Consider the following 24546-nt stretch of genomic DNA (forward strand, 5'->3'; position numbering starts at 1 on the left):
GGTCAGCCTGGGTGCCGGAACTTTGTTCTGGGACGGAGAACCACGGGAAAAGCGCGGACCACGGCGACGCATCGACTCCGTCGGCGGCGCCAATTTGGGGCAAATCCCGCATTGGGAGCAAATACCGCATTGGGAGTAAGGCAGAGCGGAAGGCTTGAGCAGTGAGCTGGTGGCGAGATCTCATGCTGCGTTGGGGGGCGCGGAATTTCGAGCTGGTCTGTCCGCATTGTCGGGGGCCGGCGTCGCATGTCGCGTTCAAGCGCGGGCGCTACATGCTCGGCGACCAGGAGCTGTCCTGCGAGCAATGCGGCGAGACCAACCGCGTGACGCTGTGGCGCTTCGAGGGCCTGTCGGACCGGCCGGTCGGATGCGGGCGGGCCTCCCATCAGCCGATCGAGAACCGCCCGCACTGACGGTCCGGAGCTCCGCGGCGGCTCGTTTCCCTGACGGCACATGCCTTGCTTCACCGAAGCGCCAGACAGCAAAGGCGCCTCATGCTCGGTATTCCCCGCCGCTACAGCCATTTCGTCTTCAGCGTGATTCAGTCCGGCCTGACCTGCGCCATTGCCTCGGCGGTCGCGAGCTATCCGGCGCTGGCGACGCACCAGTTCGTCGCGCACTGGCTGCTCGCCTGGCTGGTCTCCTGGGGGGCGATGCTGCCGGTCGTTCTGCTCGCGGCGCCCATGATCCGGTCCGTCTCGCTGCGGCTGACGCGGGAGTAGAGCATGATCCGGAAAAGTGCGAAGCGGTTTTCCCTCGCGACAAACGCGGAACGCGTTTGCGCGGAGATCATGCTCAAACAAAAACCCGCTTGGCCGCGGCCCATAAAAAAGCCCCGCCTGGGGAGAGCCGGGCGGGGCAGAAGGTTATTGGAGGCTGAGGTGCTGGGCTGCAACACCATAGCGGCATGACCCTACCCGGGTGAGCTTACATGGAGCTGACAGGGGACGCGCAAAAACGGGGACGCTCCATGCGTCCCCAGCAAAAATCCCAAGCAAGAATCCCGAGCAAAATTCAGAGAACGCCGGACGCTCACCACGCAAACAGCAGGATCGCGGTCAAAACCACCGGCAACACCCCGAGCGCGACGATATAGAGCCGAAACACCGCGTCATCCCGCAACATGGGTATCACGATACGCGCTGACGAATCGCAGGCCCAGTGCAGTTTGTGCCACCGCCGCGGCCTCACGAGCCTAAGCTGAGGACAGGCCGGCCCTTCGCCAGCCAGTTAGATGTTGCCCGGCCAACGTAAATTGATGTCAACTTTCGGTTGCTGTTCGGCCGCGTTTCCTACCTGGGAAACCGGCATGAAAGAGACCTCGAGAGGGCGAGCGTGAACGAACCAAAGAAGGAATTGAGCTGCCCGGAATGCGACGGCACCGGACAGGACCGCGGCATGCGTCCGATGCATCTTGGCGAGAAGACGGAATTTCGTCCCTGCGCCAAGTGCGGCGGATCCGGTCGCGTCGTGGCGCCAAGCGGTGCCGGCGAGGCCGAGCACTGACGCAGTGTCACTTTTCTTCCGGCGAAGTCGAGACTGCCAATAGGTGGCCTGATATCTTGGGCAGATCGGAGCCATCAATGCCAACCTGGTTGATCTTTCAACTCTGGGCCCTGGCCTGCATGCCCGCCGCATTCGATATGGCGCGCGATCGCGGCCGATCGACCAAAGCGTGGCTCATCATGGCCCTGGTGTTCGGACCTCTGGCGCTTCTCGTGCTCCTTGCCTTGGGACCCGCCAAGGCCGCCGATTGAGGCGGCCTCTGGAAGGGGAATAGATGGCGTATCCCGGTAACTATCGACTGAGCCGAGAGATGGTGATCGATCTCGATCTTTGATCGAGGCAGCTCGGATGAACTCCGTTCGCGGTGTAGCCGGCTTGCCACACAGCGAACCATGTTCTCGGTCGGAGAACTACGGGGAGGCGGCCTCAGCTCGGCGGCTGCAACCCCGGCGACCTCGCCCAATCGTCCAACCGTGACGCGACCTCGGCCTGGCGAGCCTTCCTGACGAGGGCGTCACGCTCCGGACCTGGGGGAAGCGCCTCGGCATCAGATTGGAGCTGTTTGACCCAAGCGGAAAGTCTGTCTTGAAGGGTGAGCTGTTGCTTGAAACGACGCCGCTTGAACATGGCGCGCACCTTTCCCTGTGAGGAAGGCGGGAGCGCAATTGGCGTTCTCATCACCGGTAAATGCCACGGGCCGTGCGGTGATGGACGCAAGGTATCACCTTTGGGGGGCGGTTCCCATATCAAATGTTAACGCCGGAACAAAACGCACCAGCCCCCGGCGCAGGGTTTGAGAATCAAAAGGGGCCGCTGTGACGCGACCCCTTGCCGGTTGAAATTCTTGTTCGGGATGGGAAATGCCAGCCCCGGCGGATTCACCCTAGCGGTATTACGCTGCTGATGGGACTCCGGACAACTACCGTGTGAGACACTGTCCTAATTTGCCTCCGTGACGCCCTTGGGTCGATGCTGTCCTAATCAGGACAGTTGCACTGGCAGATTAGGACACCTGACAAAGTAACGCCGCCTGCTTGAAATGATCGCAGACGGCGTGGGTCCAGCCCCGAGAGGGTGTAATGCAAAATCCCGGATCAGACGATTGTGGGTGATTCATTTGGTCCCGTCTGTTCGGTAAGCAACACTCGCGGAGGAGAATGAGGCGGCCTCAGTGCATCTTGCGGCGGAGCTTCTTGACGATCTCCCGCAGATCGTTGGCGTACCCTTCAATGATCCGCCGCGCTTCCTCCAGCCGGGAGGGCCGGGGTTCTGGCACCTCGCTTTGTTTCTCGGGCTCGGTCATGGCCCAAAGCTCGAAGTTTAGACGGCGGGACCATTGAGTTAAATCAAGCGCTCGGTTTCATCCAAATGACGGAGCTGCATCGCGCGGTCCATGCAGCACCCTGCGGCGAGACACCGTTCAAAACAACTCGGACACCGGGGGGCGACTACCGGCAGCAGCGCCGCACGAAACGACCAAAGACATGCTCCTGATGAGGCGGTCCTAAGTCCTCTGCCGAACAATATCGATGACGAGCCTGGCACGCAGGACCGGCCCATCATCGTCGCGAACCTCGATGGACAGTTGACGGTCCGGGCTGTCCTCGCCCAGGCCGCGAGCGGCATCGCGAGCCATGTCTGCGAGGGCTTGGGCTGCTTCCACTTGGGCAGCCTTGATGCTGGGAAGCTCTAGCCCTTCCTCGTCCGGGGCGATGACGTCGGCGTCACGCATGTCGAAATAGTAACGCTTCATCAACCACCAATGCCCGGCGGTTCATGCCGTTCCTAAGTCTTCCCAGATGCGTTCGCCGCACTTGCACGGATAGAGGAGCAAGGTGCGAGCCTTGGTCAGGTCTGGGAGGGACTGGGCAAGGCGAGGGAGGGCGGCGCAGGTTGGACAGCGCGGGCCATAGTCCTGCGCCTGAAGTGCTCGCTTTGATGAAGGTCCCTTTGAAGAAGAGAGGGGAGGCCGCCAACTGAGGCGGCCTTGCTAGCGTCACTTGGACTCGTGCTCGTGACTATCGAGCATCTCAAGCTGCTTTGCCAAGCCGCTTAGGGTGTGCGCGATGTTGGTAAGCAGGGTGATCTTCTTGGTTGCGGTCCCTGCGATCTTGGCCTTGGCCTTGTAGTCTTTGGCGGCCTCACGACACTCGAACGCGTTTATCATTTTCGGGCCTCCGTCGATCCCAAGCATGTTCCGATTGGGGCGGGAGGTCCATGTAATTTGCGTCGTCGGTATTTGCCTTACTTCGGCGGCTGCAACTCCGGCGATCTCAGCCATTCGCTCATATGGGAGCCGGTTTCGGCTTGGCGGGCTTTGCGCAGGAGCGTGTCCCGCTCGATACCTGGGGGGAGTGCTTTGGCTTTTTCGCGGAGGCGTTTTGCTTCTTCGGCAAGGCGTTCTTCAAGGGAGATGGTTTGCTTGAAACGACGGCGCTCCATGACACAACCTCGTCTTTACGGGTCCTAACCGCAGGGTTTGAGTTCTCGAAGTCTAATATGCAGACACGGCGCCTTCAGTTCCAAAGTGAACATTTCAAACTAGGGCACTGCCGAATTCGACCTGGGACACAGGGGGGCAAAGGCACTGTCGTGGATTTATCGCCCCCTCCAACGATGGTTGATGATGCAATCAAGGGTATCGGGGCGGGGATAGGAAGGTCTCCAATGACCCCGGCTGCTCACAGCCCAGCACCGCCCGCACCTCCACCCCCTGTTGAACCGGGGGCCATGAAGGTCGCGCTTGATGGAAACCGAATTGTCGTCTCGGCGATAGTCGGATTGAAAGACGCGCGTCGCCTGCTCAAGAGGCTTGAAGCGAACATCGCGCTGCTGGAGGACGAGGAGAAGGACTCGGGCGACGAAGAGGCCGCCAACTGAGGCGGCCTTACTGCTTCGTACCGCCTCGTTTGAAAATGAGCGCTGCCTGAAACACGTCTTCAACGTCCGTCCGGACTTCAACGGCAACGTCTTGTCGCTCATCTATGGTTGCTAGGTCTTTGGCCAATCCCGCGAGCGTTTGGGCCGCTTCCACCTCAGCCTCTCGCTGGGTCTTGAACTCCAACCCCTCCTCATCGGGATAGAGGCCGGTGTTGTCCCGGATGTCGAAATAATACCGCATCGCGGAACCACCTTGTTAGTAAGGCAAGCGGGGCCAAGGCGTTACGTTCCTAACAAATTAGGCCACTCCCAAATTCAACTTAGGCCACTAGGGGTTAAAACAGGCCAGTACCGTCGGATCGAAAAGAACATATTGCGAACCTGGAACAAATAGGGTACGGTGTTTTTATCGCCGGCCAGCTTCGCCAACCGTTTGTCCCCCTAGCGAATCCCCGCCATAAGGAGCACCACCTAATGTCCGCCACTGCGCTGCGTATCGTCGAAGGATCTTCCATGGACAAGAGTAAAGCCCTGTCTGCCGCGCTCTCCCAGATCGAGCGGCAGTTCGGCAAGGGCTCGGTGATGAAGCTCGGCAAGAACGACCGTTCGATGGACATCGAGGCGGTGTCGTCGGGCTCGCTGGGGCTGGACATCGCGCTCGGCATCGGCGGCTTGCCGAAGGGACGCATCGTCGAGATCTACGGGCCGGAATCCTCGGGCAAGACCACGCTGGCGCTGCACACGGTGGCGGAAGCGCAGAAGAAGGGCGGCATCTGCGCCTTCATCGACGCCGAGCATGCGCTCGACCCGGTCTATGCCCGCAAGCTCGGGGTCAACATCGACGAGCTCCTGATCTCCCAGCCCGACACCGGCGAGCAGGCGCTGGAGATCTGCGACACGCTGGTGCGCTCGGGTGCGGTGGACGTGATGGTGATCGATTCGGTCGCGGCGCTGGTGCCGAAGGCCGAGCTCGAGGGCGAGATGGGCGAATCGCTGCCGGGCCTGCAGGCGCGGTTGATGAGCCAGGCGCTGCGCAAGCTCACGGCCTCGATCAACAAGTCCAACACCATGGTGATCTTCATCAACCAGATCCGCATGAAGATCGGTGTGATGTACGGCTCGCCGGAAACCACCACCGGCGGCAACGCGCTGAAGTTCTATGCCTCCGTCCGCCTCGACATCCGCCGCATCGGCGCGATCAAGGAGCGCGACGAGGTGGTCGGCAACACCACGCGCGTGAAGGTGGTGAAGAACAAGCTGGCGCCGCCCTTCAAGCAGGTCGAGTTCGACATCATGTACGGCGAGGGCGTCTCCAAGATGGGCGAGATTCTCGACCTCGGCGTCAAAGCCGGGATCGTCGAGAAGTCCGGCGCCTGGTTCTCCTATGACAGCCAGCGCCTCGGCCAGGGCCGCGAGAATTCAAAGGCGTTCCTCAAGGCCAACCCCGACATCACCGCCAAGATCGAAACCGCGATCCGGCAAAACTCCGGCCTGATCGCCGAGCAGATTCTTGCCGGCAGCCCCGAGCGCGACGCCGACGGCGAGGAGCCGGCCGAGGAGTAGGGCCTAGCAAAATCAAGCTTCGCGAGGAGCGGGCGCTGAGGACGTTGAGTTGCCGACGTCATCAGTGCCCGTTTTCGTTTTGGGCGCCGCCGGACCAGGGGATATCCGGCTCCAGAGCCTCAGCGGCAACGATTTGCGTGCTGCTGCTTATTTCTCCCAACGCATCAATAGCTTCGCGGAGTTCACATCGCGCCGTGCCGGTTGTCACCGGCTACTGTGCATGGGGTTGTTTCGATGCTTTGACCTCCCCCCGGTCGGGGAGAGGTCAATTACCTCTCGCGCTTCACTCCGCCGCCTCCGCGTAGTCGCTCACCGGCGGGCAGGAGCACACCAGGTTGCGGTCGCCATAGACGTTGTCGACGCGGCCCACCGGGCACCAGTACTTGTCGGTACGCGAGACGCCGTCGGGGAAGCAGCCTTCGGCGCGGGTATAGGCGCGGGCCCAATTGTCGTCGGCGATGTCGTGCACCGTGTGCGGCGCATGGCGCAGCGGCGATGCGTCGATCTTGAAGCGGCCACCTTCGACCTCGGCGATCTCCTTGCGGATCGCGATCATGGCGTCGCAGAAGCGATCGAGCTCGGCCTTCGATTCCGACTCGGTCGGCTCGATCATCAGCGTGCCCGGCACCGGGAAGCTCATCGTTGGCGCGTGGAAGCCGTAGTCGATCAGGCGCTTTGCGATGTCGTCGACGGTGACACCGCTCGTCGCCTTGAGCGGGCGCGGATCGACGATGCATTCATGCGCGACGCGGCCCTTGGCGTTCTTGTAGAGCACCGGGAAGTGCGCCTCGAGCTTTGCCGCCACGTAGTTCGCATTGAGGATCGCGATCTCGGTCGCGCGCTTCAAGCCGTCGCCGCCCATCATCAAAATGTAGATGTAGGAGATGGTCAGGATCGACGCCGAGCCGAACGGCGCGGCCGAGACCGGGCCGACCACCGTGTCCGGGTTGGTTGCGGGATGGCCGGGGAGGAACGGCGCAAGATGCGCCTTGACGCCGATCGGCCCCATGCCTGGGCCACCGCCGCCATGCGGGATGCAAAACGTCTTGTGCAGATTGAGATGGCTGACATCGGCGCCGTAGTCGCCGGGCCGCGCGAGACCGACTTGCGCATTCAGGTTGGCGCCATCGAGATAGACCTGGCCGCCATGGCTGTGGACGATATCGCAGATCTCGCTGATGTGCTCCTCGAACACGCCATGTGTCGAGGGATAGGTGATCATGACGGCGGCGAGGTCTTTCGAATGCTTCTCGGCCTTCGCGCGGAGATCATTCACGTCTGCGTCGCCGTTCTTCTCGCAGGCAACGACCACCACGTCCATGCCGACCATCGCGGCCGAGGCCGGGTTGGTGCCATGGGCAGAGGAGGGGATCAGGCAGATCTTGCGGTGGCCTTCCCCGCGCGCGATGTGATAGTCGCGGATCGCCAGCAGGCCGGCATATTCGCCCTGCGCGCCCGAGTTCGGCTGCAGCGAGATCGCGTCATAGCCGGTGATGTCGCACAGCCATTTTTCCAGCCGCGCGAACAGCGCGTGATAGCCTTTTGCCTGCTCGCGCGGAGCGAAGGGATGCAGTGAGCCGAACTCCGGCCAGGTCAGCGGCATCATCTCGGTCGTCGCGTTCAGCTTCATGGTGCAGGACCCCAGCGGGATCATCGCGCGGTCGAGCGCGAGGTCGCGATCGCTGAGTTTGCGCATGTAGCGCAGCATCTCGGTTTCCGAGCGGTGCGCATGGAACACCGGATGGGTCAGGAACGCGGTGGCGCGCTTCAGCGCGTCCGGCAACGCCTCGCGCGTGGTGGCGTCGATCTCGGCATAGGCGAGCTGCCCGCCGAAGGCGCGCCATACGGCCTCGACGGTGGCCGGTGTCGTGGTCTCGTCCAGCGCGATGCGAAGGCCCGCGCCGCTGACGCCGAGATTGATCTTCGCGGCCAGCGCGCGCGCGACGATCTCCTCGCGCTTGGCGCCGGCGTCCACCGTCACCGTGTCGAAGAAGCTGTCGGACTGCGGTGCAAAGCCGAGCTTGCGCAGGCCGGCCGCCAGCACCGCCGTGCGGCGATGCACGGTGCGCGCGATCTGCGTCAGCCCCTCGGGGCCGTGATAGACCGCGTACATCGAGGCGATCACGGCGAGCAGCACCTGCGCGGTGCAGATGTTGGAGGTCGCCTTCTCGCGACGGATATGCTGCTCGCGGGTCTGCAGCGCCAGCCGATAGGCGGGCGCCCCGCGCGAATCCACTGACAGCCCGACGATCCGGCCGGGCAGCGAGCGCTTCAGCGCATCGCGCACCGCCATATAGGCCGCGTGCGGGCCGCCATAGCCCATCGGCACGCCGAAACGCTGGGCGGAGCCGATCGCAATGTCAGCGCCGAGTTCGCCGGGCGAGGCGACCACCGTCAGCGCCAGCAGGTCGGCGGCAAGAATTGCCAGCGCGCCCTTGGCCTTCAGCGTCGCGATCGCGGCGCGCGGATCGCGCAAGGCGCCCGAGGATCCCGGATATTGCAGGAGGCCGCCGAGGACGTCCGCCTTCTCCAGATCGGTTGCGGGATCGCCGACGATCAGGGTCCAGCCGAGCGGCTCGGCGCGGGTGCGCAGCACGGCAAGTGTCTGCGGATGAACGTCCTTGTCGACGAAGAAGGCTTTTGCCTTCACCTGCGAGTGGCGCTCAGCGAGCGCCATCGCCTCTGCCGCCGCGGTGGCTTCATCGAGCAGCGAGGCATTGGCGACGTCGAGCCCGGTGAGGTCGCAGATCATGGTCTGGAAGTTGAACAGCGCCTCCAGCCGGCCCTGGCTGATCTCCGGCTGATACGGCGTATAGGCCGTATACCAGGCCGGGTTCTCAAGGATGTTGCGCTGGATCACCGCCGGCAAAATCGTGCCGGAATAGCCCTGGCCGATCAGCGAGGTGAAGACCTGGTTCTGGCTCGCAAGCTCTGCCATGTGCGCAATCGCCTCGGTCTCGCTCAGCGCCTTGCCGAGATCGAGCGGAGTAGCCTGCCGGATCGAGGCGGGCAGCGTTTCCGCCATCAGCGCATCGAGGCTTTTTGCGCCGACCGTTTCCAGCATCGCGGTCACGTCGCGCGAGGAGGGGCCGATATGGCGACGAACGAAGGAGGCGGCGGTATCGCCGTTGGATTTGCGTTGCGCGGTCATCGCTTGCTCCATCATCTCACGCCGTGTGCGCCTTGTAGGCGGCCTCATCCATGAGCCCGCCGAGCTCGCTCTTGTCTGCAATCTTGATCTTGAAGAACCAGGCCTTGTCGGCCGCATTCGAGTTCACCAGCGCCGGTTCATCGACCACCGCCTGGTTGACCTCGAGCACTTCGCCGGTAACAGGCGCGTAGACGTCGGAAGCGGCCTTGACCGATTCCACGACGGCAGCAGCTTCGGCCTTCTTCAGCGCGCGCCCGACCTTGGGCAGCTCGACGAACACGACGTCACCGAGCTGCGATTGCGCATAATCGGTGATGCCGACGGTCGCGACGTCGTCGTCGATAGCAAGCCATTCGTGGTCGGAGGTGTACAGCGTCGTGGTCATCGTCATTCCTCAGCGTTTGTAGGTGTTCTTCACGAATGGCATGGCGGCGATGGCGAGCGGCAGCCGCTGTCCGCGCACCTCTGCGTAAACGATCGTGCCGAGCGCGCTCAGGGCAGCAGGCACATAGCCCATCGCGACAGGCGCATTCAGGCTCGGGCCAAAACCGCCCGAGGTGACTTTTCCAATTGGCTCGCTCGCCGTCGTATCCGCAAACAGGGCCGCGCCTTCGCGCACGGGCGCGCGTCCCTCGGCCTTCAGGCCGACGCGGCGGCGCGCAGCGCCCCGGTCGAAATGGCCGAGGATTTTGTCGGCGCCGGGAAAGCCGCCGGCGCGCGCGCCGCCGGTGCGGCGGCTCTTCTGCACCGACCATTCCAGCGCAGCCTCGACCGGCGTGGTCGCGGTGTCGATGTCGTGGCCGTAGAGGCAAAGCCCGGCCTCGAGTCGCAGGCTGTCGCGCGCGCCGAGCCCGATCGGCAGCACGTCGCTGTCGGCCAGCAACGTCTTCGCCAGCCGTTCCGCATCGGCGGCGGGAACCGATATCTCAAAGCCGTCCTCGCCGGTGTAGCCGGAGCGCGAGACGAAGCAGTCAAGCCCATCAACCTTGCGCGGGCCGGCATCCATGAACTTCAGCGACGGGGTCTCTGGACACAATTTCGCCAGCACCGCTTCCGCCTTCGGGCCCTGCAGCGCGATCAGCGCGCGGTCGCCAAGCGAATCGATGATGCAGTCATCGGAGAGGTGCGCGCGCAGATGCGCCTCGTCCTCGGCCTTGCAGGCGGCGTTGACGACCAGGAACAGGTGATCGCCGAAATTGGCGACCATCAGATCGTCCAAAATCCCGCCGTCGGAATTGGTGAATTGGGCATAGCGCTGCCGTCCCTGCGGGATCGCCACAATGTCCTGCGGCACCAGCCGTTCGAGCGCCTTGGCCGCATCCTCGATCCTCCCGGATTTCGGCCGCAGCGCGATCTGGCCCATGTGGGACACATCGAACAGGCCGGCGGAAGCGCGGGTATGGAGGTGTTCTTTCAGGACACCGGCCGGGTATTGCACCGGCATTTCATAGCCCGCGAACGGCACCATCTTGCCGCCCAGGGATATGTGAAGGGCGTAGAGCGGGGTACGTCTGGGGGGATTTTGGTCGTCGCGCGCAAGCATCACAGGGGCCCTCGCGGTTCCCGAGGACGATCCCCGAGAAACCAGTCGAAGCCCCATCTGTCGCTGTGCCTGAGAGTATTATCCCGTCGGCGGACGCCTCACCGGGTCGAAACCCGAGGGCGCCTCTTTCCAGATGCTGTCAAAGCCACGCGGTCCTTTTGCCTGAGAGTTTCCGGGGCGGTTGCTCCTTCGGCGCCGGCAATAAAGCCGGTCTCTCCCGACGTGGCCGTACGATACAAATAGGACAGAACCACGCCGCCGCCAAGCCTGTCAACGCGTCGCATCATCTATCAACTACCGATTACGCTGTTGCGGCAACCCTCTGATCTCCTTGCACAGTTTCTGGACAGCGCGGCCCGCAATGTCTAAAAGCCTTCTGCCCGCAGTGATCTGCCTTAATTCCCGGCTTGGGTGGCGTGTCGCGGGTCCAAGTACACCCGATTGGATGAACATGAGCGGCGTCAACGAGATCAGGTCGACCTTTCTGAATTTCTTTGCCGAGAACGGCCACGAGATCGTGTCGTCCTCGCCATTGGTGCCGCGCAACGACCCAACGTTGATGTTCACCAATGCCGGCATGGTGCAGTTCAAGAACGTCTTCACCGGCGTGGAGAAGCGGCCCTATCAGCGCGCCACCACGTCGCAGAAATGCGTGCGCGCCGGCGGCAAGCACAACGACCTCGACAATGTCGGCTATACCGCGCGCCATCTCACCTTCTTCGAGATGCTCGGCAACTTCTCGTTCGGCGACTACTTCAAGGAGCGCGCGATCGAGCTGGCCTGGAAGCTGATCACGAAGGACTTTGGGCTCAAGAAGGACAAGCTGCTCGTCACCGTCTATCACACCGACGACGAGGCGGCCGGCCTGTGGAAGAAGATCGCGGGCTTCTCAGACGACCGCATCATCCGCATCCCGACCTCGGACAATTTCTGGGCGATGGGCGACACCGGCCCGTGCGGCCCGTGCTCGGAGATCTTCATCGATCGCGGCGAGCACATCTGGGGCGGCCCCCCGGGCAGCCCCGAGGAAGACGGCGATCGCTTCCTCGAGTTCTGGAACCTGGTGTTCATGCAGTTCGAGCAGGTGACGAAGGAGGAGCGCCAGCCGCTGCCGCGTCCCTCGATCGATACCGGCATGGGACTGGAGCGCATGGCCTGCATCCTGCAGGGCGTCGACAGCGTGTTCGAGACCGATTTGTTCCGTCAGTTGATCGATGCGACCGCGTCGGCGCTGGGGCACGGGCCGAACGAGCAGACCGTTGCCTCGTTCCGGGTCATTGCCGACCATCTGCGTTCCTCGGCCTTCCTCGTCTCTGACGGCGTGCTGCCCTCGAACGAGGGCCGTGGCTATGTGCTGCGCCGGATCATGCGCCGCGCGATGCGCCATGCGCAGCTCTTGGGCGCGAAGGAGCCGCTGATGTATCGCCTCGTCTGGGCGCTGGTGCGCGAGATGGGCCAGGCCTACCCGGAATTGGTGCGCGCGGAAAAGCTGATCGAGGAAACGCTGCGGCTGGAAGAGACCCGCTTCCGCAAGACGCTGGTCCGCGGCCTTGCCATCCTCGACGAAAAGAGCGCGTCCTTAAAGAAGGGCGACATGTTCGACGGCGACGTCGCCTTCACGCTCTACGACACCTACGGCTTCCCGCTCGATCTCACGCAGGACGCGCTCAAATCGCGCGGCATCGGCGTCGATCAGGCCTCCTTCACCGATGCGATGGAACGGCAGAAGTCCAAGGCGCGCGAGTCCTGGAAGGGTTCTGGCGAAGCGGCTTCCGAGGCGATCTGGTTCCCGCTGCGCGAGAAGCTCGGCGCCACGGAATTCCTCGGCTATGAGACAGAGAGCGCCGAAGGCGTGGTGACCGCGCTGGTGAAGGACGGCAAGGAAGTCGACAGCCTCAAGGCCGGCGAGACCGGGGCAATCCTACTGAACCAGACGCCGTTCTATGCGGAGTCCGGCGGCCAGGTCGGCGACACCGGCGTGTTGATCGGCGAGGGCGGCATCAAGTTCTGCGTGACCGACATGCAGAAGAAGCTCGGCGATCTCTTCGTTCATGTCGGCACGGTGGAACAGGGCGAGCTGAAGCTCGGCACCGCGCTTCAGCTTGAGGTGGATCATGCGCGGCGTTCGTCGATCCGTGCCCATCACTCGGCAACGCATCTGCTGCACGAGGCGCTGCGCCAGGTGCTCGGCGACCACATCGCCCAGCGCGGCTCGCTGGTCGCGCCCGACCGCCTGCGCTTCGACTTCGTGCATCCGAAGCCGATCACGCCGGAGGAGCTTGCCCGCGTCGAGGACATCGCCAACGACGTGGTGCTGGAGAACGACGAGGTCACGACCCGCATCATGGGCGTGGACGAGGCTCGCGAGGCCGGCGCCCGCGCGCTGTTCGGCGAAAAGTATGGCGATGAGGTTCGCGTCGTCTCCATGGGCAAGACGGCGCGTGAGCACGGCGCGAACGCGATGGGCTGGTCGGTCGAGCTCTGCGGCGGCACCCATGTGAAGCGCACCGGCGACATCGGCCTGATCACGCTGACCGGCGAGAGCGCTGTTGCCTCCGGCGTGCGCCGCATCGAGGCGCTCACGGGCCGTCATGCCCGCAAGCACGCCAACGACACCATGGCGCTGGCAAAGGCCGCGGCAAGCGAGCTGCGCACTTCGATCGACGACGTGCCGGCGCGCATCACCTCGCTGATGGACGAGCGCAAGAAGCTCGAGCGCGAATTGTCCGACGCGCGCAAGAAGCTCGCGATGGGCGGCGGTGCGTCGTCCGGCAACGGCGCGGCGTCCGGCGTGCGCGAGGTCGGCAACGTCAAGCTGATGGCGCGCGCGGTCGAAGGCATCGAGATGAAGGATCTCAAGAGCCTTGCGGATGACGGCAAGAAGCAGATCGGTTCGGGCGTCGTCGCCATCGTCGGCGTCACCGAGGACGGCAAGGCCGGCGTCGTGGTCGGCGTCACCGCCGACCTGACCTCGCGCTTCAACGCGGTCAATCTGGTGAAGGTCGCCTCCGAAGCGCTCGGCGGCAAAGGTGGCGGTGGCCGGCCCGACATGGCGCAGGCCGGCGGCCCCGACGGGGCCAACGCGGCCGCAGCGCTGTCGGCGATCGAAAAAGCCATGACGGCCGGCTAGGGCGGTGCGCCTCGTTCCCAGAGGACGCGGGCTCCGCGATCCCAATCTTCGGGATCGCCTCTACGAACTCTTGGAGCACGATCCGCTGGCCTATTCGGCTGGGTCGCGCTTCATCCGGTTCATCATCGTCGTCATCGTGCTCGATGTGCTGGCGATGATCCTTGCCTCGGTGCCCGATATCGACGCGCGGTACGACGGGGTGTTCACGGCGGTCGCGGTGCTGTCGGCAATCGTGTTCGCTCTGGAATATGCTGCGCGACTCTGGACGGTCGCCGGCCACACGCAGCGCAACGCATCGGCATTGTCGGACCGGCTGTCCTATGTCTTTTCCGCGCTCGGCATCATCGACCTTCTCGCATTCCTCCCCGCAGCGATCGTGCTGGCCTCGGGGCGGCACGCGACGCTGGCTGCGCTCGGTGTGCTGCCGTTCTTCAAGCTGATCCGCTATTCGCCTGCGATGCGCTCGCTGCTTGCGGCCGTCCATGCCGAGCGGCGCGCCCTGATCGGCTGCATCGTCATCCTGATCGGCGTGGTCTTGACCTTCGCCTCGCTGCTCTACGCCATCGAGCGCGACGTGCAGCCGGACAAGCTCGGGACGATCCCGCAGGCGATGTGGTGGGCGATCGTGACGCTCGGCACGGTCGGTTACGGCGACGTCGTGCCAGTCACGGCGCTCGGAAAATTCGTCTCGGTGTTCGCCATCATCTCGGGCTTTGCCATGATCGCGCTGCCGGTCGCGATCATCTCGAGTGCGTTCGCGGAGGAGGTGAGGCGGCGCGACTTCGTCGTCACTTGGGGCATGCTGGCGCGGGTGCCGCTGTTCTCGCACCTGAGCGCCTCGGAGATCGCCGACATCATGCGGTTGCTCAGGGCACGGACCATCGAGCAGGGCGAGATTCTGGTCCGGCGCGGCGATGCCGCCTCGTCGATGTATTTCATCACCGCGGGCGAGGTCGAGATCGAGCTGCCGAACCAGTGCGTCCGCCTCACCGACGGCACCTTCTTCGGCGAGATCGCGCTACTGCACAAGACCAAGCGCAGCGGCACCGTGAAGGCCACGCGGAAGACGCGACTGCTGATCCTGGACGCGCAGGATTTTCACGCGCTGATCGAACGTATGCCGACGCTGGCCGCTCACGTCCGCAAGACCGCGGAGGCGCGGCTGGGAGAAGGTGGCGATCTCGCGGCCGCGGAGCTGCAGCAGGCGGAGCGCGAAGTCGCGGACCGCTGAAACTATGTTGGATCGAGAAACGGCGCGACCACCTCGCGCGTCTCCTTGCTCGGCACGACTGGCACGATCTCGAAGCTCATGCCCATGTCGCGGTTGTTGAGCAGGATCCATTCCTGGAGCAGCCGAAGGTCGTCGCACTCCATGAGCTGGAAGCAACGGTCGAAATTGGGCTCGATCCAGCTCCCGACATATTTGAGCCCCTCGGGAAACTTGATGCCGGGGTCGCGGACGCGCCGGTAGACCGGCAGCGGGTCGCGGTCTTTGAAGCGCTCGATCACCATGAAGAGCATCGTACGATCTCCGTCAGCCGGCGCCTCAGGCTACATCGCGCGCTCAGCCCTTGCGCAGGAAAATGTAGTCGGCGGAGTAGGGCGCGCTCTTGAATTCGCCGGCCTTGTCGCAAGCACCCTCGAGCTTGCCGCCATGGGTATTGACGCGCTGGACGGTGGTGGCCGGCGTGAGCACACCACTGCCGCGGCGGGAGGCGACCTCGAGCTTCAGCCAGGGGATGTCGGCCGCCGTTGCGCCCGGCGCGTTGCCGATGGCCTTGCCGACCACGGCGCTGCCGTCGGCGTGCTCCCAATTGGGTCCGGCATAATGCCGGCCGATGGTCTTGCCGTCAGCGAGCAGGGTTGCGACTGGCTCGCGAAAGGCCCAGGCGAGCTTGCCGTCAGCGGCCGACTTGCACTCGTAAACCTGCGCGCCCTCGGCATGGACGCTGAGCACGACAGACTCGCCGGGCGCGGCAATGGCGTCGGGGAGGGTCTCCGCGGCGCCGGCCGCCCCGATCGTGGCTGTAAGCAGCAGCAGGCAGGGGACGGCGAACTTGATGGACATGATGGGTCTCCGCACAGCGTCAAAATAAAGGGCCGCGCCTCTAGGCGCGGCCCGTGATGATGTCCGACCGCAGTCGGGCGAAACTGCGGACGCCGCTTACTTCGCCAGCGCCGCGGTCAGGTTCTCCGAGACCTTGTCAAGGAAGCCGGTGGTCGACAGCCAACGCTGGTCGGCGCCGACGAGCAGCGCCAGGTCCTTGGTCATGTAGCCGGCTTCGACCGTATCGACGCAGACCTTCTCGAGCGTGTTCGCGAACGTCGCGAGCTCGGCATTGTTGTCGAGCTTGGCGCGGTGGGCGAGGCCACGGGTCCAGGCGAAGATCGACGCGATCGAGTTGGTCGAGGTCTCCTTGCCCTTCTGGTGCTCGCGGTAGTGGCGGGTCACCGTGCCGTGGGCGGCTTCGGCTTCCACCGTCTTGCCGTCGGGGGTGAGCAGCACCGAGGTCATCAGGCCGAGCGAGCCGTAGCCCTGCGCGACCGTGTCGGACTGCACGTCACCATCGTAGTTCTTACAGGCCCAGACATAGCCGCCGGACCATTTCAGCGCCGAGGCCACCATGTCGTCGATCAGGCGGTGCTCGTAGGTCAGGCCCTTGGCCTCGAATTCCTTCTTGAACTCGCGGTCGTAGATGTCCTGGAAGATGTCCTTAAAGCGGCCGTCATAGACTTTGAGGATGGTGTTCTTGGTCGAGAGATAGACCGGATAGTTGCGCATCAGGCCGTAATTGAGCGAGGCGCGGGCGAAGTCGATGATGGAGTCATCGAGGTTGTACATCTCCATCGCGACGCCGGAGCCGGGGGCCTTGAAGACTTCCTTCTCGATCACGGTGCCGTCCTCGCCGACGAACTTCATCGACAGCGTGCCCTTGCCCGGGAATTTGAAGTCGGTAGCGCGGTATTGGTCGCCATAGGCGTGACGGCCGATGATGATCGGCTTGGTCCAGCCGGGGACGAGGCGCGGCACGTTCTTGCAGATGATCGGCTCGCGGAAGATCACGCCGCCGAGGATGTTGCGGATGGTGCCGTTCGGCGACTTGTACATTTCCTTGAGGCCGAACTCCTTCACCCGGGCCTCGTCCGGGGTGATGGTGGCGCACTTGACGCCGACACCGACCTTCTTGATGGCGTTGGCGGCGTCCACGGTGACCTGATCGCCGGTCTTGTCGCGGTACTCCATCCCCAGGTCGAAATACATCAAGTTGATGTCCAGATACGGATAGATCAGCTTGTCCTTGATGTACTGCCAGATGATCCGGGTCATCTCGTCGCCATCGAGCTCGACGACGGGGTTGGTCACCTTGATTTTTGCCATGATCGGGAAAGCCCTCTTGGGAACGCGCCTGCGGCGGGAACGGAATTGATTGCCGCCTCATAGCACTGCCCAACGGCGGGCGAAAGCCAAGTGATTATGCACTTTTAGCCGATCCTGCATCCGCAGATGGGAGGCGGCCGCAAGCTCCAGCCGGCCTCGCCTTGAAGTTTCGGACGAGAGTCAAAAGCCGATTCTAACCCGTTATTTCGCTTGAGAATTTCTCCGGGACAGGCAAACGAGGCGTCACGGGCGGGCATGCCTGCTTGAATCAATTCCCAAGACGGCCCGAACAAGGCCTTGAGAACGAGCGTGAAAGCGAAGCGAGATGTCGGGCACTGACAAGAGCAAGACCGGCCTGACCCTGGATGGCCCCGTCATCATTCTGGTCGAGCCGCAGCTCGGTGAGAACATCGGCATGGCCGCGCGCGCCATGGGCAATTTCGCGCTGAGCGCCTTGCGCATCGTCAACCCCCGCGACGGCTGGCCCAACGTCGCCGCACAGCGCGCGGCCGCCGGTGCCGACCACATTCTGGAAAAGGTCGAGCTGTTCGCCACGGTCGGAGAGGCGGTCGCCGATCTCGACCTCCTGTTCGCCACGTCAGCGCGCGCCCATGACCAGGCCAAGCCGGTGGTCGGTCCCGAGGCGGCCACGATCGAGATCGCCGGCCACGTCGCTTCCGGCGGGAAAGCCGGCATCCTGTTTGGGCGCGAGCGCTGGGGTCTGACCAACGAAGAAGTCGCCCTCGCGAACCGGATCATCACCTTCCCGGTCAATCCGGGCTTTGCCTCGCTCAACCTCGCGCAGGCCGTGCTGCTGGTCGGCTACGAATGGTTCAAGCGGGCGACCTCGGGCGCGCTGCCCCACGCCATGCCGGAGCGCTCCGAGCGCGCCTCGCAGCACCAGATCCAGGCTTTCTTCGAGAACCTCGTGCGCGAGCTCGACCGCGTCGAATTCTTGCGCCCGCCCGAGAAGCGCGACACCATGCTGGTGAACCTGCGCAACATTTTTACGCGCATGGATCCGACCAAGCAGGACATGCACACCCTGCACGGCGTGGTGATGGCGATTGCGGAGGGACGCAAGGGGCCGGCCAAGGGTGGCGTGCTCGACGGCGCGCAGGCGACGCGGCTGCGGGCGCTGCTCGCCGAGCACGGGCAGGGCGGGGTACCCGACAGCGGCAGCACAGTGCGCGGGCTGGCGCGGCTGCTCCGCCGCAATCCGACCGATGCCGAGCGCCTGCTGTGGCAGGCGCTGACCCGCGACCGCCGCTTCGCCGGCCAGTTCAAGCGCCAGACCCCGGTCGGCCGCCACATCCCGGACTTTGTTTCCTTCGTGCATCGGATTGCGGTCGAACTGGTCAATCCGGGCGAGAGTGAGACGATCGTCGCCGACCGCGCGGCGCGGCGGCAGTGGCTGGAGGCGCGGGACTATCGCGTGATCGAGATCGAGGCCAAGGAGGTTGAGCGCGATATCACCGTGGATCTGGATCGGCTGCAGGGGATGATCTCGCCGAGCACGTAGCTCTTGTAGGGTGGGCAAAGCGACTTGTCCGCCGTAGCTCGAAGAGCGAAGGCGGAAGCGTGCCCACCACTTTGTTTGATCAAGATTGAAACAGAAATGGTGGGCACGGCGCTCTGCGCCTTTGCTCACGCTCACGCTTTGGCACGCTTCCTGCACTTGCGCGACGCGAAGTTACGACGATCGTACTTCCCAAGAGAGAAACGTCACCACCACCGCCCACAAGGAGCCCCTGACCATGAAACGCGAAGACCTCACCGAAAAGCTGCTCGACATCAAGCGCGAGAAGGGCTGGAGCTGGAAATACATCTGCGAGAAGATCGGCGGCTATTCGGAGGTGCTGATCGTCGGCGCGGTCATGGGCCAGATGAAATTGACAAAACCGCAGGCCGCGAATGCCGGCGAGCTGTTCGGCCTGTCGAAGGCGGAGACCGCCATGCTCAACGAGGTGCCGATGCGTGGCACCGGCACGCCGATGCCGCCGACCGATCCCCTGATCTACCGCTTCTACGAGATGGTGATGGTGAACGGCCCGGCCTGGAAGGCGCTCATCGAGGAAGAGTTCGGCGACGGCATCATGTCGGCCATCGATTTTGACATGGCGATCGAGCGCGTCGCCAATCCCAAGGGCGACCGCGTCAAGATCACCATGAGCGGAAAGTTCCTGCCGTACAAATACTACGGCGCCAGCGGCAACGTGCCGGAATACGGCTTTAAGGAAGGCTGAGCGTACCGACGAAAAAGTGCGGTGGCCCAAAAGAGCCACCGCACTCCGTCCGTCAGACGTGCTGCAAGCCACTAGCGCTTGCGGGTTGCCTTCGATCGCCGCGTCGGCGCCGCCTTCTTTGCGGATGCCGACTTCTTCGAGCTCTTCGCCTTTGCCTTCGTTCCCGAGCGGCTGCTCGCGGACATGTCAACCGCATCCTGGGCTTCCTTGCTGATGCGGAAGGTCATGCCGCCGACCGGCATGTCGTCGTGCAGGACGGTCACGACGATGTCGTGATCGGCTTCCCTGCCGAGCATGGCCAGGTCGAACTCCTTGCCCGCGCTGACGGCCATGTTGACCTTGAGCATCTCGTCCGGCTTGAGCCGCTGAGCCCGCTGGATCTGCGGCACGCTGAACTTCCAGCCGAGCTTGGCGAGCCACTCCGGAAGCTTGATCTCGACATTGACGCGCACAGGCGCCGGGCCGTGATTGCGGATCCAGAACGGCAGCTTCTCCCAGGGGATCTTGGCGATGTGGATCGAGATCGGGTGCACGTTGCGTTGCCCCAGATTGTTGTCATGGGGCACCAGACGCCATTCCGGAATCGGTCCCGTGATCGCGCCGTCGATATTGCCGGCGTCACCCTTGGCCGAGACGCTGAAGAACATGCACTCGTGGCCGACCTGCGACGGCACCCATTTGAACGGGCCGACGACGACGCCCACGGCGTCCGAAGCCGCGAGGTTGGGGGCCGCCAGTTGCGGCGTGGCCATGGGAGTCCAGTCCGTCGGGAAGACGAGGCCAGCTCCGGGGTTGCAGTGGAAGCCCTTCACCACGACGTTCGTCGCGGCCTGCGTGCCGCGGTTCTTGATGCGCACATAGGCGTAGTTGGTCTGTCCGACGATCGGCTCCTGATGCACGCCGCCGCCCGCGCCGACGGTGCGGCGATTCCAGATGTCGGTGCAGCTCCAGTGATTGGGCTGGAACGGATATTCGCCGTGGCGGCCGTCGTCGATATAGACATCGACCGGCGGCGGCAGGCCTTCGACGGTCGGCGGCGGGCCGGGCCGGAACAGGCCCTGTTTCTCGAAGGCCCAGCGGATGACCTTGTGATAGGCGCCGCCGGCATGGGTCTGCGCCGGACTGGTTCGCGTCCAGACACCGGCGTCCGCAATTTCGAGTTGCTGCTCCCAGCCGAGGGCGTTGGGCGGATTGGTCGCCGGCGTGAGCTGGCCGACCGCGCGCAGGATGAGGTACACCGCCGAGGTGGCGGCAAACTGCTTGCGGGCGAGGGAGGCGGAATCGCCGCCGATCGAGCGGTAGAGACGGAAGTGCGTGGTCGCCAGGATCTGCTCGCTGAAATAGCCATTGAGATCGTTGGCGCCGCCCCATCCCCATCCGCCCGCGACCGGACGATCGTGCCGGCGGCCGATATTGACCCAGGGGAAGCTGACGAAGCGGTCGGGGGCGTGCGTATCGGGGTCATTCAGGATGACCGCGATACTGTCGCCGGCGCTGTGCGAGAAGCCGAAATTCGGCGAGTCGACATGGTCCCAGAGGATGCCGTGTCCGCCGAGCTCGTGGAGCACGACGCGCCAGTCAGCCGCGATGCCGATTGGCGGAGCTCCGAGAGCGGCGAGCGAGAACACCACCGAGCCGATGCCGTTGCCGAGTGTGTTGCCCCGGCACTGCGCGTTGATGACGTCGCCGAGTGCATGATGATCGACCGGCACCGGGAACGAGGTGTGGTCGAAATAGCTCGGAATGTTGAAGCCGATGTCGCGCACGGTCCGGAAAAAGCGGTCGCAATGATAATAGGCGTTGACGGCCGCGAAGTTGTCGGTGCGCGAGACATAGGCGAAATTGAACGGTGCCGTCGTCGTCGGGATCGCTGGCGTCGGTGGATCGACATTCGTGATCGAGACGAACGTCCCCGTGAGGCTCTGGGTACCGCCTAATGGCGGCGAGAGGTCGATGAGGGCGACAGTGTCGCGCAACGGATCGAGCGTCGCGGCCGGCGCGGTCGGCATGTTGGCGAGGTTGCCGGTCTTGGTGATGGGATCGCGATCGAACACCAGCCCGGTCACGCCGTCGACCAGGGCACGCAGGAACAGGACGGTCTTGCGCTTCGGCTCGATGAAGGCCCGCCAGTTCAGCGTCCCCCATTTCTCCAATGCCAGCGAGAACATCGCCTCCAGCACGACATAGTGCTTGCCGGCAACGATGTCCGACGGGACAGGCGGAAGAGGAAGGGTGGGAGGCTCGGCGCCAAATCCGCGCTCGCCGATCTCCTGATGAATGCGCTCCTTGGGATCGTACTGATAGACGAGCAGGCGCGTGCGGTTGATGCGAAGGCCCTGGGCGTTCGGAAACGCGGCACGGACGATGTCGTCATGGGCGCCGGACGCCGCGGTGTCGAGCGCGCTCTTGCTCGTCAGTGTATCGGCAGGAGGCTCGGTGGCAACGTCGTAGTGCAGCGTCGAGGTCGCGGCTTTGACCTGGTTGTCGGCGCCGCGCATCACGACCGATACCCCGGCCTGGTAGATCGGCAGGCCGAACATGGTCTGGTTATAGCTGACGACGGTCGAATCCATCGCGTGCTGCTCGGATTCGAAGCGCAGCGCCTCGTCTTCAGCGACCGGCGCGATCGCGGCGCGCACGTCCATAGATCTCGTCATGGTCTGCGGAAGCTGAAAGAGGTCCGCATGATCGAGCAGGAACTGCTTTGCCGCCTCCTGTGGCGTTGCCGCTCTCATCCTGGGGGCGGCGGCGGCCGTGTCCGCCATGTCGCCGGTAAACATGAAATGCCGCGCGTGGCCACGGTCGTCATAGATAATGTTGGGACTCTCAGCCATATCGACCTCCTGCAAATCAAATGTGAAGAACCAAGTTGCGAGCAATCGTCCCAAAAGAACGGGCTGCAAAATTTCGAAATGTCTTGAAATGTACTTCGCTAAACGTATCGCACCTGCCGGTTGAACATAACAGATCGGCTACCAGCGCCCGCGCGAAAATAAGTCGCAGCTACTTGTGAGCGAAGTAATAAAAGCGTGTTCGGAAGTTTTCCGGTGCCGCGAGTCGCAGCGTGCAATGAAGATACGCTGTCAAATAAGGCGCTCGGGAGATCGCGCTGTTGGCGGGCAACAATATTGACCTAAGTCGCGCGTTGGGACGCGCGACTTGGTTTAAGGAATACGCGTAAGGGTTGTATCACTAGAATTCGCTGCAGCGACAATGTGATGGGTGCGAGCCTTAGGTGGCGCCGACCGAAGCGAAGGCGCTGCGCAGCTCAGCGATCCCTGCCATCTCGCGGATATAGGTGAAGGAGCCGTTGTCTTTCATCTCGCGGGCGCTCTTGACGAAGGCGGCCAGCGCAAATCGCGACATCGCACCGCCGACGCTGATGCGCTTCACGCCGGCCGCGGACAATTGTGGCAGGGTCAATGTCGGATCGGCAAAGCCCATCACCAGATTGAACGGCTTTCCGATCGAGGCGACGACGGTCTTGATCGTCGCAAGATCGTGCACGCCCGGCGCGTAGAGTACGTCGGCCCCGGCGGCCTCGAATGCCCTAAGGCGCCTGATCGTATCGTCGAGGTCGTTACGCCCGTGCAGCAGGTTCTCGGCCCGCGCGGTCAGCGTGAACGGGATCGACAGCGAGCGTGCCGCCTCGACGGCCGCCTGCACACGTTCGACGGCGAGGGCAAACTCATAGATCGGGCGTTCGCGGTCCCCGGTCGAATCCTCGATGGAGCCACCGACCGCACCGGCCTCGGCGGCGCGCCGGATCGCCTCGGCCGCGCGCTTCGGGTCGTGCGCGCCGCAGTTTTCGAGGTCGACGCTGACGGGCAGTGGAGTCGCCTGAGCGATCGCGCGGCAATTGTCGAGGATGGCATCGAGGCTGACGGTCGAGCTGCCGAGCGTGTTGGCAAGCCCGAGGCTCGTGGTCGCCAGCGCCTCAAAACCCAGGGCGCCGAGCAGCTTTGCGGTGCCGGCATCCCACGGATTGGGAATGATGAAGGCGCCCGGCCGCTCGTGCAGGGCCCGAAACGTTTTCGCTTTCTCCAACTGGCTGGGCATCGTTCGCTCCTTTGTCGCGGCTGGTCCCGATCCAGCCATAGGAGCATTTCCGCCATCCGCCAAATTTGTTATTTCTCTCGAAAGCATCAGCTTTTTGCATGAGTGACGGTGATGGACAGTGATGCCCTCAATACCTTTCTGGCGGTTCATCGCCGCGGCGGGATTTCGAATGCAGCCAAATTCCTCCATCGCTCGCAACCGGCGATCTCGCGCCGCATCGCGCTGTTGGAGCAGGAGCTCGGCGTGCCCTTGTTCGAGCGGGTGGCGGGCCGGACGCGGCTCAGCGATGCGGGCCGCGTACTGATCCCTCACGCGGAGCGAGCGGTCGCCGCCGCAGAGGATGCGGAGCAGGCGATACGCGCGCTCACCCGGCAGACCTCAGGGCCGGTATCGCTCGCGGTGACCGGTACGCTCGCCGATGCGCGCCTGTCGGGAATCATGAAGCGCTTTGCCAAGGAGCACCCCGATGCTGCACTCAGCCTGCGCACCGCGACGAGCGCCGAGGTCAGCGGCTTGATCCGTCGCGGGGAGGCGACGATCGGTCTGCGCTATCACATCGATCGTTCGCGCGATCTGGATTGCACGCCAATCCTCTCGGAAAAGCTCGGGGTGGTCTGCGCGGCGGATCACCCGCTTGCCGGCCGGCGCGTGAAGCGGCTGGCCGAGCTGCGCGCCGAGCGCTGGGTCGCGTTTCCCGAGATTGCCGGCCGGCCCGAGATTGCGGCGGCGCACGTGTTCGCGCTGTTTCTCACCCAAGGGCTCGGCGACATCGAATGGACGGCGGTGGACAGCCTCACCGCGCAAAAACGCCTCGTCGAGGCCGGCTTCGGCATCGCGCTGCTCGCTGAGAGCCACGTCGCCGACGAATTGGCGGCAGGCACGATGTCGCGGATTGCGGTGGGCGATCTTGCCGCCAGCAACGACATCTCGGTCGTGACCCGGCGCGGCGGCTTCCTCAGCCTTGCCGCGCGAAAGCTCCTGGAGATCCTGCAAAGCGACTATGGCGAAATCGGCGTCGCGGCCGCGCGGCGTCCCAAACCGGGACGGCCGGCGCGCAAGGCCGTTGCGCGCCGACGCGTCAGGTGATGG

24 protein-coding genes and 1 riboswitch are annotated in these 24546 nt (G+C 64.0%); of the genes, 11 read left to right on the forward strand and 13 right to left on the reverse strand.

Features of this window, described 5'->3' with window-relative positions; translation table 11 throughout:
- Positions 1 to 182 precede the first annotated feature (182 nt).
- The 4 genes from KUF59_RS16195 (at position 183) to KUF59_RS16210 (ending at position 1757) form a co-directional block, all read left to right on the forward strand.
- The gene (locus tag KUF59_RS16195) at positions 183 to 413 is read left to right on the forward strand and encodes a hypothetical protein (RefSeq protein WP_212458192.1); all 231 of its coding nucleotides are present in this window, start codon (positions 183 to 185) and stop codon (positions 411 to 413) included.
- Between the two features lie 81 nt (positions 414 to 494).
- Positions 495 to 722, forward strand: coding sequence for a DUF2798 domain-containing protein (locus KUF59_RS16200; protein WP_212458193.1), 228 nt, complete (start codon positions 495 to 497; stop codon positions 720 to 722).
- A gap of 613 nt (positions 723 to 1335) precedes the next feature.
- Positions 1336 to 1506: a hypothetical protein gene (locus tag KUF59_RS16205; RefSeq protein WP_212458194.1), complete on the forward strand. Its 171-nt coding sequence runs from the start codon at positions 1336 to 1338 to the stop codon at positions 1504 to 1506.
- 77 nt (positions 1507 to 1583) lie between these two features.
- Positions 1584 to 1757: a hypothetical protein gene (locus KUF59_RS16210; RefSeq protein WP_212458195.1), complete on the forward strand. Its 174-nt coding sequence runs from the start codon at positions 1584 to 1586 to the stop codon at positions 1755 to 1757.
- Positions 1758 to 2674: 917 nt separating this feature from the next.
- On the opposite strand, the gene KUF59_RS16220 is transcribed toward KUF59_RS16210, so the two are convergent.
- The 4 genes from KUF59_RS16220 to KUF59_RS16235 all read right to left on the reverse strand — a co-directional run bounded on the left by KUF59_RS16220 (position 2675) and on the right by KUF59_RS16235 (position 3948).
- Entirely contained in the window at positions 2675 to 2809 is a 135-nt protein-coding gene (locus KUF59_RS16220; RefSeq protein ID WP_258769677.1) for a hypothetical protein, read from the reverse strand.
- Between the two features lie 201 nt (positions 2810 to 3010).
- Positions 3011 to 3259 carry a DUF6894 family protein gene (locus KUF59_RS16225; protein WP_212458196.1) on the reverse strand — a complete coding sequence of 83 codons (249 nt, stop codon included), beginning with the start codon at positions 3257 to 3259 and terminating at the stop codon, positions 3011 to 3013.
- 243 nt (positions 3260 to 3502) lie between these two features.
- Positions 3503 to 3673: a hypothetical protein gene (locus tag KUF59_RS16230; RefSeq protein ID WP_212458197.1), complete on the reverse strand. Its 171-nt coding sequence runs from the start codon at positions 3671 to 3673 to the stop codon at positions 3503 to 3505.
- A 77-nt stretch (positions 3674 to 3750) separates the two neighbouring features.
- Entirely contained in the window at positions 3751 to 3948 is a 198-nt protein-coding gene (locus KUF59_RS16235) for a hypothetical protein (RefSeq protein ID WP_212458198.1), read from the reverse strand.
- Between the two features lie 288 nt (positions 3949 to 4236).
- Between KUF59_RS16235 and KUF59_RS16240 the strand changes: the two genes are divergently transcribed.
- Complete coding sequence (locus tag KUF59_RS16240; RefSeq protein WP_212458199.1) at positions 4237 to 4386, forward strand: hypothetical protein; 150 nt, start codon at positions 4237 to 4239, stop codon at positions 4384 to 4386.
- Positions 4387 to 4393: 7 nt separating this feature from the next.
- Here the strand turns inward: KUF59_RS16240 and KUF59_RS16245 are convergent, their stop codons facing one another.
- Complete coding sequence (locus KUF59_RS16245; protein WP_212458200.1) at positions 4394 to 4627, reverse strand: DUF6894 family protein; 234 nt, start codon at positions 4625 to 4627, stop codon at positions 4394 to 4396.
- A 233-nt stretch (positions 4628 to 4860) separates the two neighbouring features.
- Here KUF59_RS16245 and recA point away from each other — a divergent pair, with 233 nt between their 5' ends.
- A complete protein-coding gene (recA, locus tag KUF59_RS16250) occupies positions 4861 to 5949 on the forward strand; it encodes a recombinase RecA (protein ID WP_212458201.1) in 1089 nt (362 codons plus the stop codon).
- Between the two features lie 283 nt (positions 5950 to 6232).
- On the opposite strand, the gene gcvP is transcribed toward recA, so the two are convergent.
- Genes gcvP through gcvT form a run of 3 tightly spaced genes read right to left on the reverse strand, consistent with a single transcriptional unit; the run spans position 6233 to position 10643 of the window.
- Complete coding sequence (gene gcvP, locus KUF59_RS16255) at positions 6233 to 9100, reverse strand: aminomethyl-transferring glycine dehydrogenase (RefSeq protein ID WP_212458202.1); 2868 nt, start codon at positions 9098 to 9100, stop codon at positions 6233 to 6235.
- A gap of 16 nt (positions 9101 to 9116) precedes the next feature.
- Positions 9117 to 9485, reverse strand: coding sequence for a glycine cleavage system protein GcvH (gene gcvH / locus KUF59_RS16260; RefSeq protein ID WP_212458203.1), 369 nt, complete (start codon positions 9483 to 9485; stop codon positions 9117 to 9119).
- Between the two features lie 9 nt (positions 9486 to 9494).
- The gene (gcvT, locus tag KUF59_RS16265) at positions 9495 to 10643 is read right to left on the reverse strand and encodes a glycine cleavage system aminomethyltransferase GcvT (protein ID WP_212458204.1); all 1149 of its coding nucleotides are present in this window, start codon (positions 10641 to 10643) and stop codon (positions 9495 to 9497) included.
- A gap of 141 nt (positions 10644 to 10784) precedes the next feature.
- A riboswitch (glycine riboswitch) is annotated at positions 10785 to 10873 on the reverse strand.
- Positions 10874 to 11094: 221 nt separating this feature from the next.
- Here gcvT and alaS point away from each other — a divergent pair.
- Entirely contained in the window at positions 11095 to 13773 is a 2679-nt protein-coding gene (gene alaS / locus KUF59_RS16270) for an alanine--tRNA ligase (RefSeq protein ID WP_212458205.1), read from the forward strand.
- A 4-nt stretch (positions 13774 to 13777) separates the two neighbouring features.
- Positions 13778 to 15004, forward strand: a complete 1227-nt coding sequence (locus KUF59_RS16275) for a cyclic nucleotide-gated ion channel (RefSeq protein WP_212458206.1) — start codon at positions 13778 to 13780, stop codon at positions 15002 to 15004.
- A 2-nt stretch (positions 15005 to 15006) separates the two neighbouring features.
- Here KUF59_RS16275 and KUF59_RS16280 read toward each other — a convergent pair whose 3' ends face one another.
- The 3 genes from KUF59_RS16280 to KUF59_RS16290 all read right to left on the reverse strand — a co-directional run bounded on the left by KUF59_RS16280 (position 15007) and on the right by KUF59_RS16290 (position 17152).
- A complete protein-coding gene (locus KUF59_RS16280; protein WP_212458207.1) occupies positions 15007 to 15294 on the reverse strand; it encodes a DUF3303 domain-containing protein in 288 nt (95 codons plus the stop codon).
- A 43-nt stretch (positions 15295 to 15337) separates the two neighbouring features.
- Positions 15338 to 15841, reverse strand: coding sequence for a DUF3455 domain-containing protein (locus KUF59_RS16285; protein WP_212458208.1), 504 nt, complete (start codon positions 15839 to 15841; stop codon positions 15338 to 15340).
- A gap of 96 nt (positions 15842 to 15937) precedes the next feature.
- Positions 15938 to 17152: an NADP-dependent isocitrate dehydrogenase gene (locus KUF59_RS16290; protein WP_212458209.1), complete on the reverse strand. Its 1215-nt coding sequence runs from the start codon at positions 17150 to 17152 to the stop codon at positions 15938 to 15940.
- Positions 17153 to 17477: 325 nt separating this feature from the next.
- Between KUF59_RS16290 and KUF59_RS16295 the strand changes: the two genes are divergently transcribed.
- Together KUF59_RS16295 and cynS are read left to right on the forward strand one after the other, a co-directional pair.
- Positions 17478 to 18674, forward strand: a complete 1197-nt coding sequence (locus KUF59_RS16295) for a TrmJ/YjtD family RNA methyltransferase (protein ID WP_212458210.1) — start codon at positions 17478 to 17480, stop codon at positions 18672 to 18674.
- A 235-nt stretch (positions 18675 to 18909) separates the two neighbouring features.
- Positions 18910 to 19398, forward strand: a complete 489-nt coding sequence (gene cynS, locus KUF59_RS16300; RefSeq protein ID WP_212458211.1) for a cyanase — start codon at positions 18910 to 18912, stop codon at positions 19396 to 19398.
- 71 nt (positions 19399 to 19469) lie between these two features.
- Here the strand turns inward: cynS and KUF59_RS16305 are convergent, their stop codons facing one another.
- Positions 19470 to 22232 carry a hypothetical protein gene (locus KUF59_RS16305; protein ID WP_212458212.1) on the reverse strand — a complete coding sequence of 921 codons (2763 nt, stop codon included), beginning with the start codon at positions 22230 to 22232 and terminating at the stop codon, positions 19470 to 19472.
- Between the two features lie 397 nt (positions 22233 to 22629).
- Positions 22630 to 23457, reverse strand: coding sequence for an isocitrate lyase/PEP mutase family protein (locus KUF59_RS16310; RefSeq protein ID WP_212458213.1), 828 nt, complete (start codon positions 23455 to 23457; stop codon positions 22630 to 22632).
- Positions 23458 to 23568: 111 nt separating this feature from the next.
- On the opposite strand from KUF59_RS16310, the gene KUF59_RS16315 reads away from it, so the two are divergent.
- Positions 23569 to 24543 (forward strand): LysR family transcriptional regulator, encoded by a 975-nt coding sequence (locus tag KUF59_RS16315; RefSeq protein ID WP_212458214.1) that lies wholly within the window; start codon positions 23569 to 23571, stop codon positions 24541 to 24543.
- Positions 24544 to 24546 lie beyond the last annotated feature (3 nt).

The organism is Bradyrhizobium arachidis, assembly GCF_024758505.1.
GTDB lineage: Bacteria > Pseudomonadota > Alphaproteobacteria > Rhizobiales > Xanthobacteraceae > Bradyrhizobium > Bradyrhizobium manausense_C.

What these genes read in the sequence shown, in the direction of transcription:
- KUF59_RS16195 (WP_212458192.1), top strand. Translation starts at nt 183, where the DNA reads ATGCTGCGTTGGGGGGCGCGGAATTTCGAGCTGGTCTGTCCGCATTGT.
- KUF59_RS16200 (WP_212458193.1), top strand. Translation starts at nt 495, where the DNA reads ATGCTCGGTATTCCCCGCCGCTACAGCCATTTCGTCTTCAGCGTGATT.
- KUF59_RS16210 (WP_212458195.1), top strand. Translation starts at nt 1,584, where the DNA reads ATGCCAACCTGGTTGATCTTTCAACTCTGGGCCCTGGCCTGCATGCCC.
- KUF59_RS16220 (WP_258769677.1), bottom strand. Translation starts at nt 2,809, where the DNA reads ATGACCGAGCCCGAGAAACAAAGCGAGGTGCCAGAACCCCGGCCCTCC.
- KUF59_RS16225 (WP_212458196.1), bottom strand. Translation starts at nt 3,259, where the DNA reads ATGAAGCGTTACTATTTCGACATGCGTGACGCCGACGTCATCGCCCCG.
- KUF59_RS16230 (WP_212458197.1), bottom strand. Translation starts at nt 3,673, where the DNA reads ATGATAAACGCGTTCGAGTGTCGTGAGGCCGCCAAAGACTACAAGGCC.
- KUF59_RS16235 (WP_212458198.1), bottom strand. Translation starts at nt 3,948, where the DNA reads ATGGAGCGCCGTCGTTTCAAGCAAACCATCTCCCTTGAAGAACGCCTT.
- KUF59_RS16240 (WP_212458199.1), top strand. Translation starts at nt 4,237, where the DNA reads ATGAAGGTCGCGCTTGATGGAAACCGAATTGTCGTCTCGGCGATAGTC.
- KUF59_RS16245 (WP_212458200.1), bottom strand. Translation starts at nt 4,627, where the DNA reads ATGCGGTATTATTTCGACATCCGGGACAACACCGGCCTCTATCCCGAT.
- recA (WP_212458201.1), top strand. Translation starts at nt 4,861, where the DNA reads ATGTCCGCCACTGCGCTGCGTATCGTCGAAGGATCTTCCATGGACAAG.
- gcvP (WP_212458202.1), bottom strand. Translation starts at nt 9,100, where the DNA reads ATGACCGCGCAACGCAAATCCAACGGCGATACCGCCGCCTCCTTCGTT.
- gcvH (WP_212458203.1), bottom strand. Translation starts at nt 9,485, where the DNA reads ATGACCACGACGCTGTACACCTCCGACCACGAATGGCTTGCTATCGAC.
- gcvT (WP_212458204.1), bottom strand. Translation starts at nt 10,643, where the DNA reads ATGCTTGCGCGCGACGACCAAAATCCCCCCAGACGTACCCCGCTCTAC.
- alaS (WP_212458205.1), top strand. Translation starts at nt 11,095, where the DNA reads ATGAGCGGCGTCAACGAGATCAGGTCGACCTTTCTGAATTTCTTTGCC.
- KUF59_RS16280 (WP_212458207.1), bottom strand. Translation starts at nt 15,294, where the DNA reads ATGCTCTTCATGGTGATCGAGCGCTTCAAAGACCGCGACCCGCTGCCG.
- KUF59_RS16285 (WP_212458208.1), bottom strand. Translation starts at nt 15,841, where the DNA reads ATGTCCATCAAGTTCGCCGTCCCCTGCCTGCTGCTGCTTACAGCCACG.
- KUF59_RS16290 (WP_212458209.1), bottom strand. Translation starts at nt 17,152, where the DNA reads ATGGCAAAAATCAAGGTGACCAACCCCGTCGTCGAGCTCGATGGCGAC.
- KUF59_RS16295 (WP_212458210.1), top strand. Translation starts at nt 17,478, where the DNA reads ATGTCGGGCACTGACAAGAGCAAGACCGGCCTGACCCTGGATGGCCCC.
- cynS (WP_212458211.1), top strand. Translation starts at nt 18,910, where the DNA reads ATGAAACGCGAAGACCTCACCGAAAAGCTGCTCGACATCAAGCGCGAG.
- KUF59_RS16305 (WP_212458212.1), bottom strand. Translation starts at nt 22,232, where the DNA reads ATGGCTGAGAGTCCCAACATTATCTATGACGACCGTGGCCACGCGCGG.
- KUF59_RS16310 (WP_212458213.1), bottom strand. Translation starts at nt 23,457, where the DNA reads ATGCCCAGCCAGTTGGAGAAAGCGAAAACGTTTCGGGCCCTGCACGAG.
- KUF59_RS16315 (WP_212458214.1), top strand. Translation starts at nt 23,569, where the DNA reads ATGGACAGTGATGCCCTCAATACCTTTCTGGCGGTTCATCGCCGCGGC.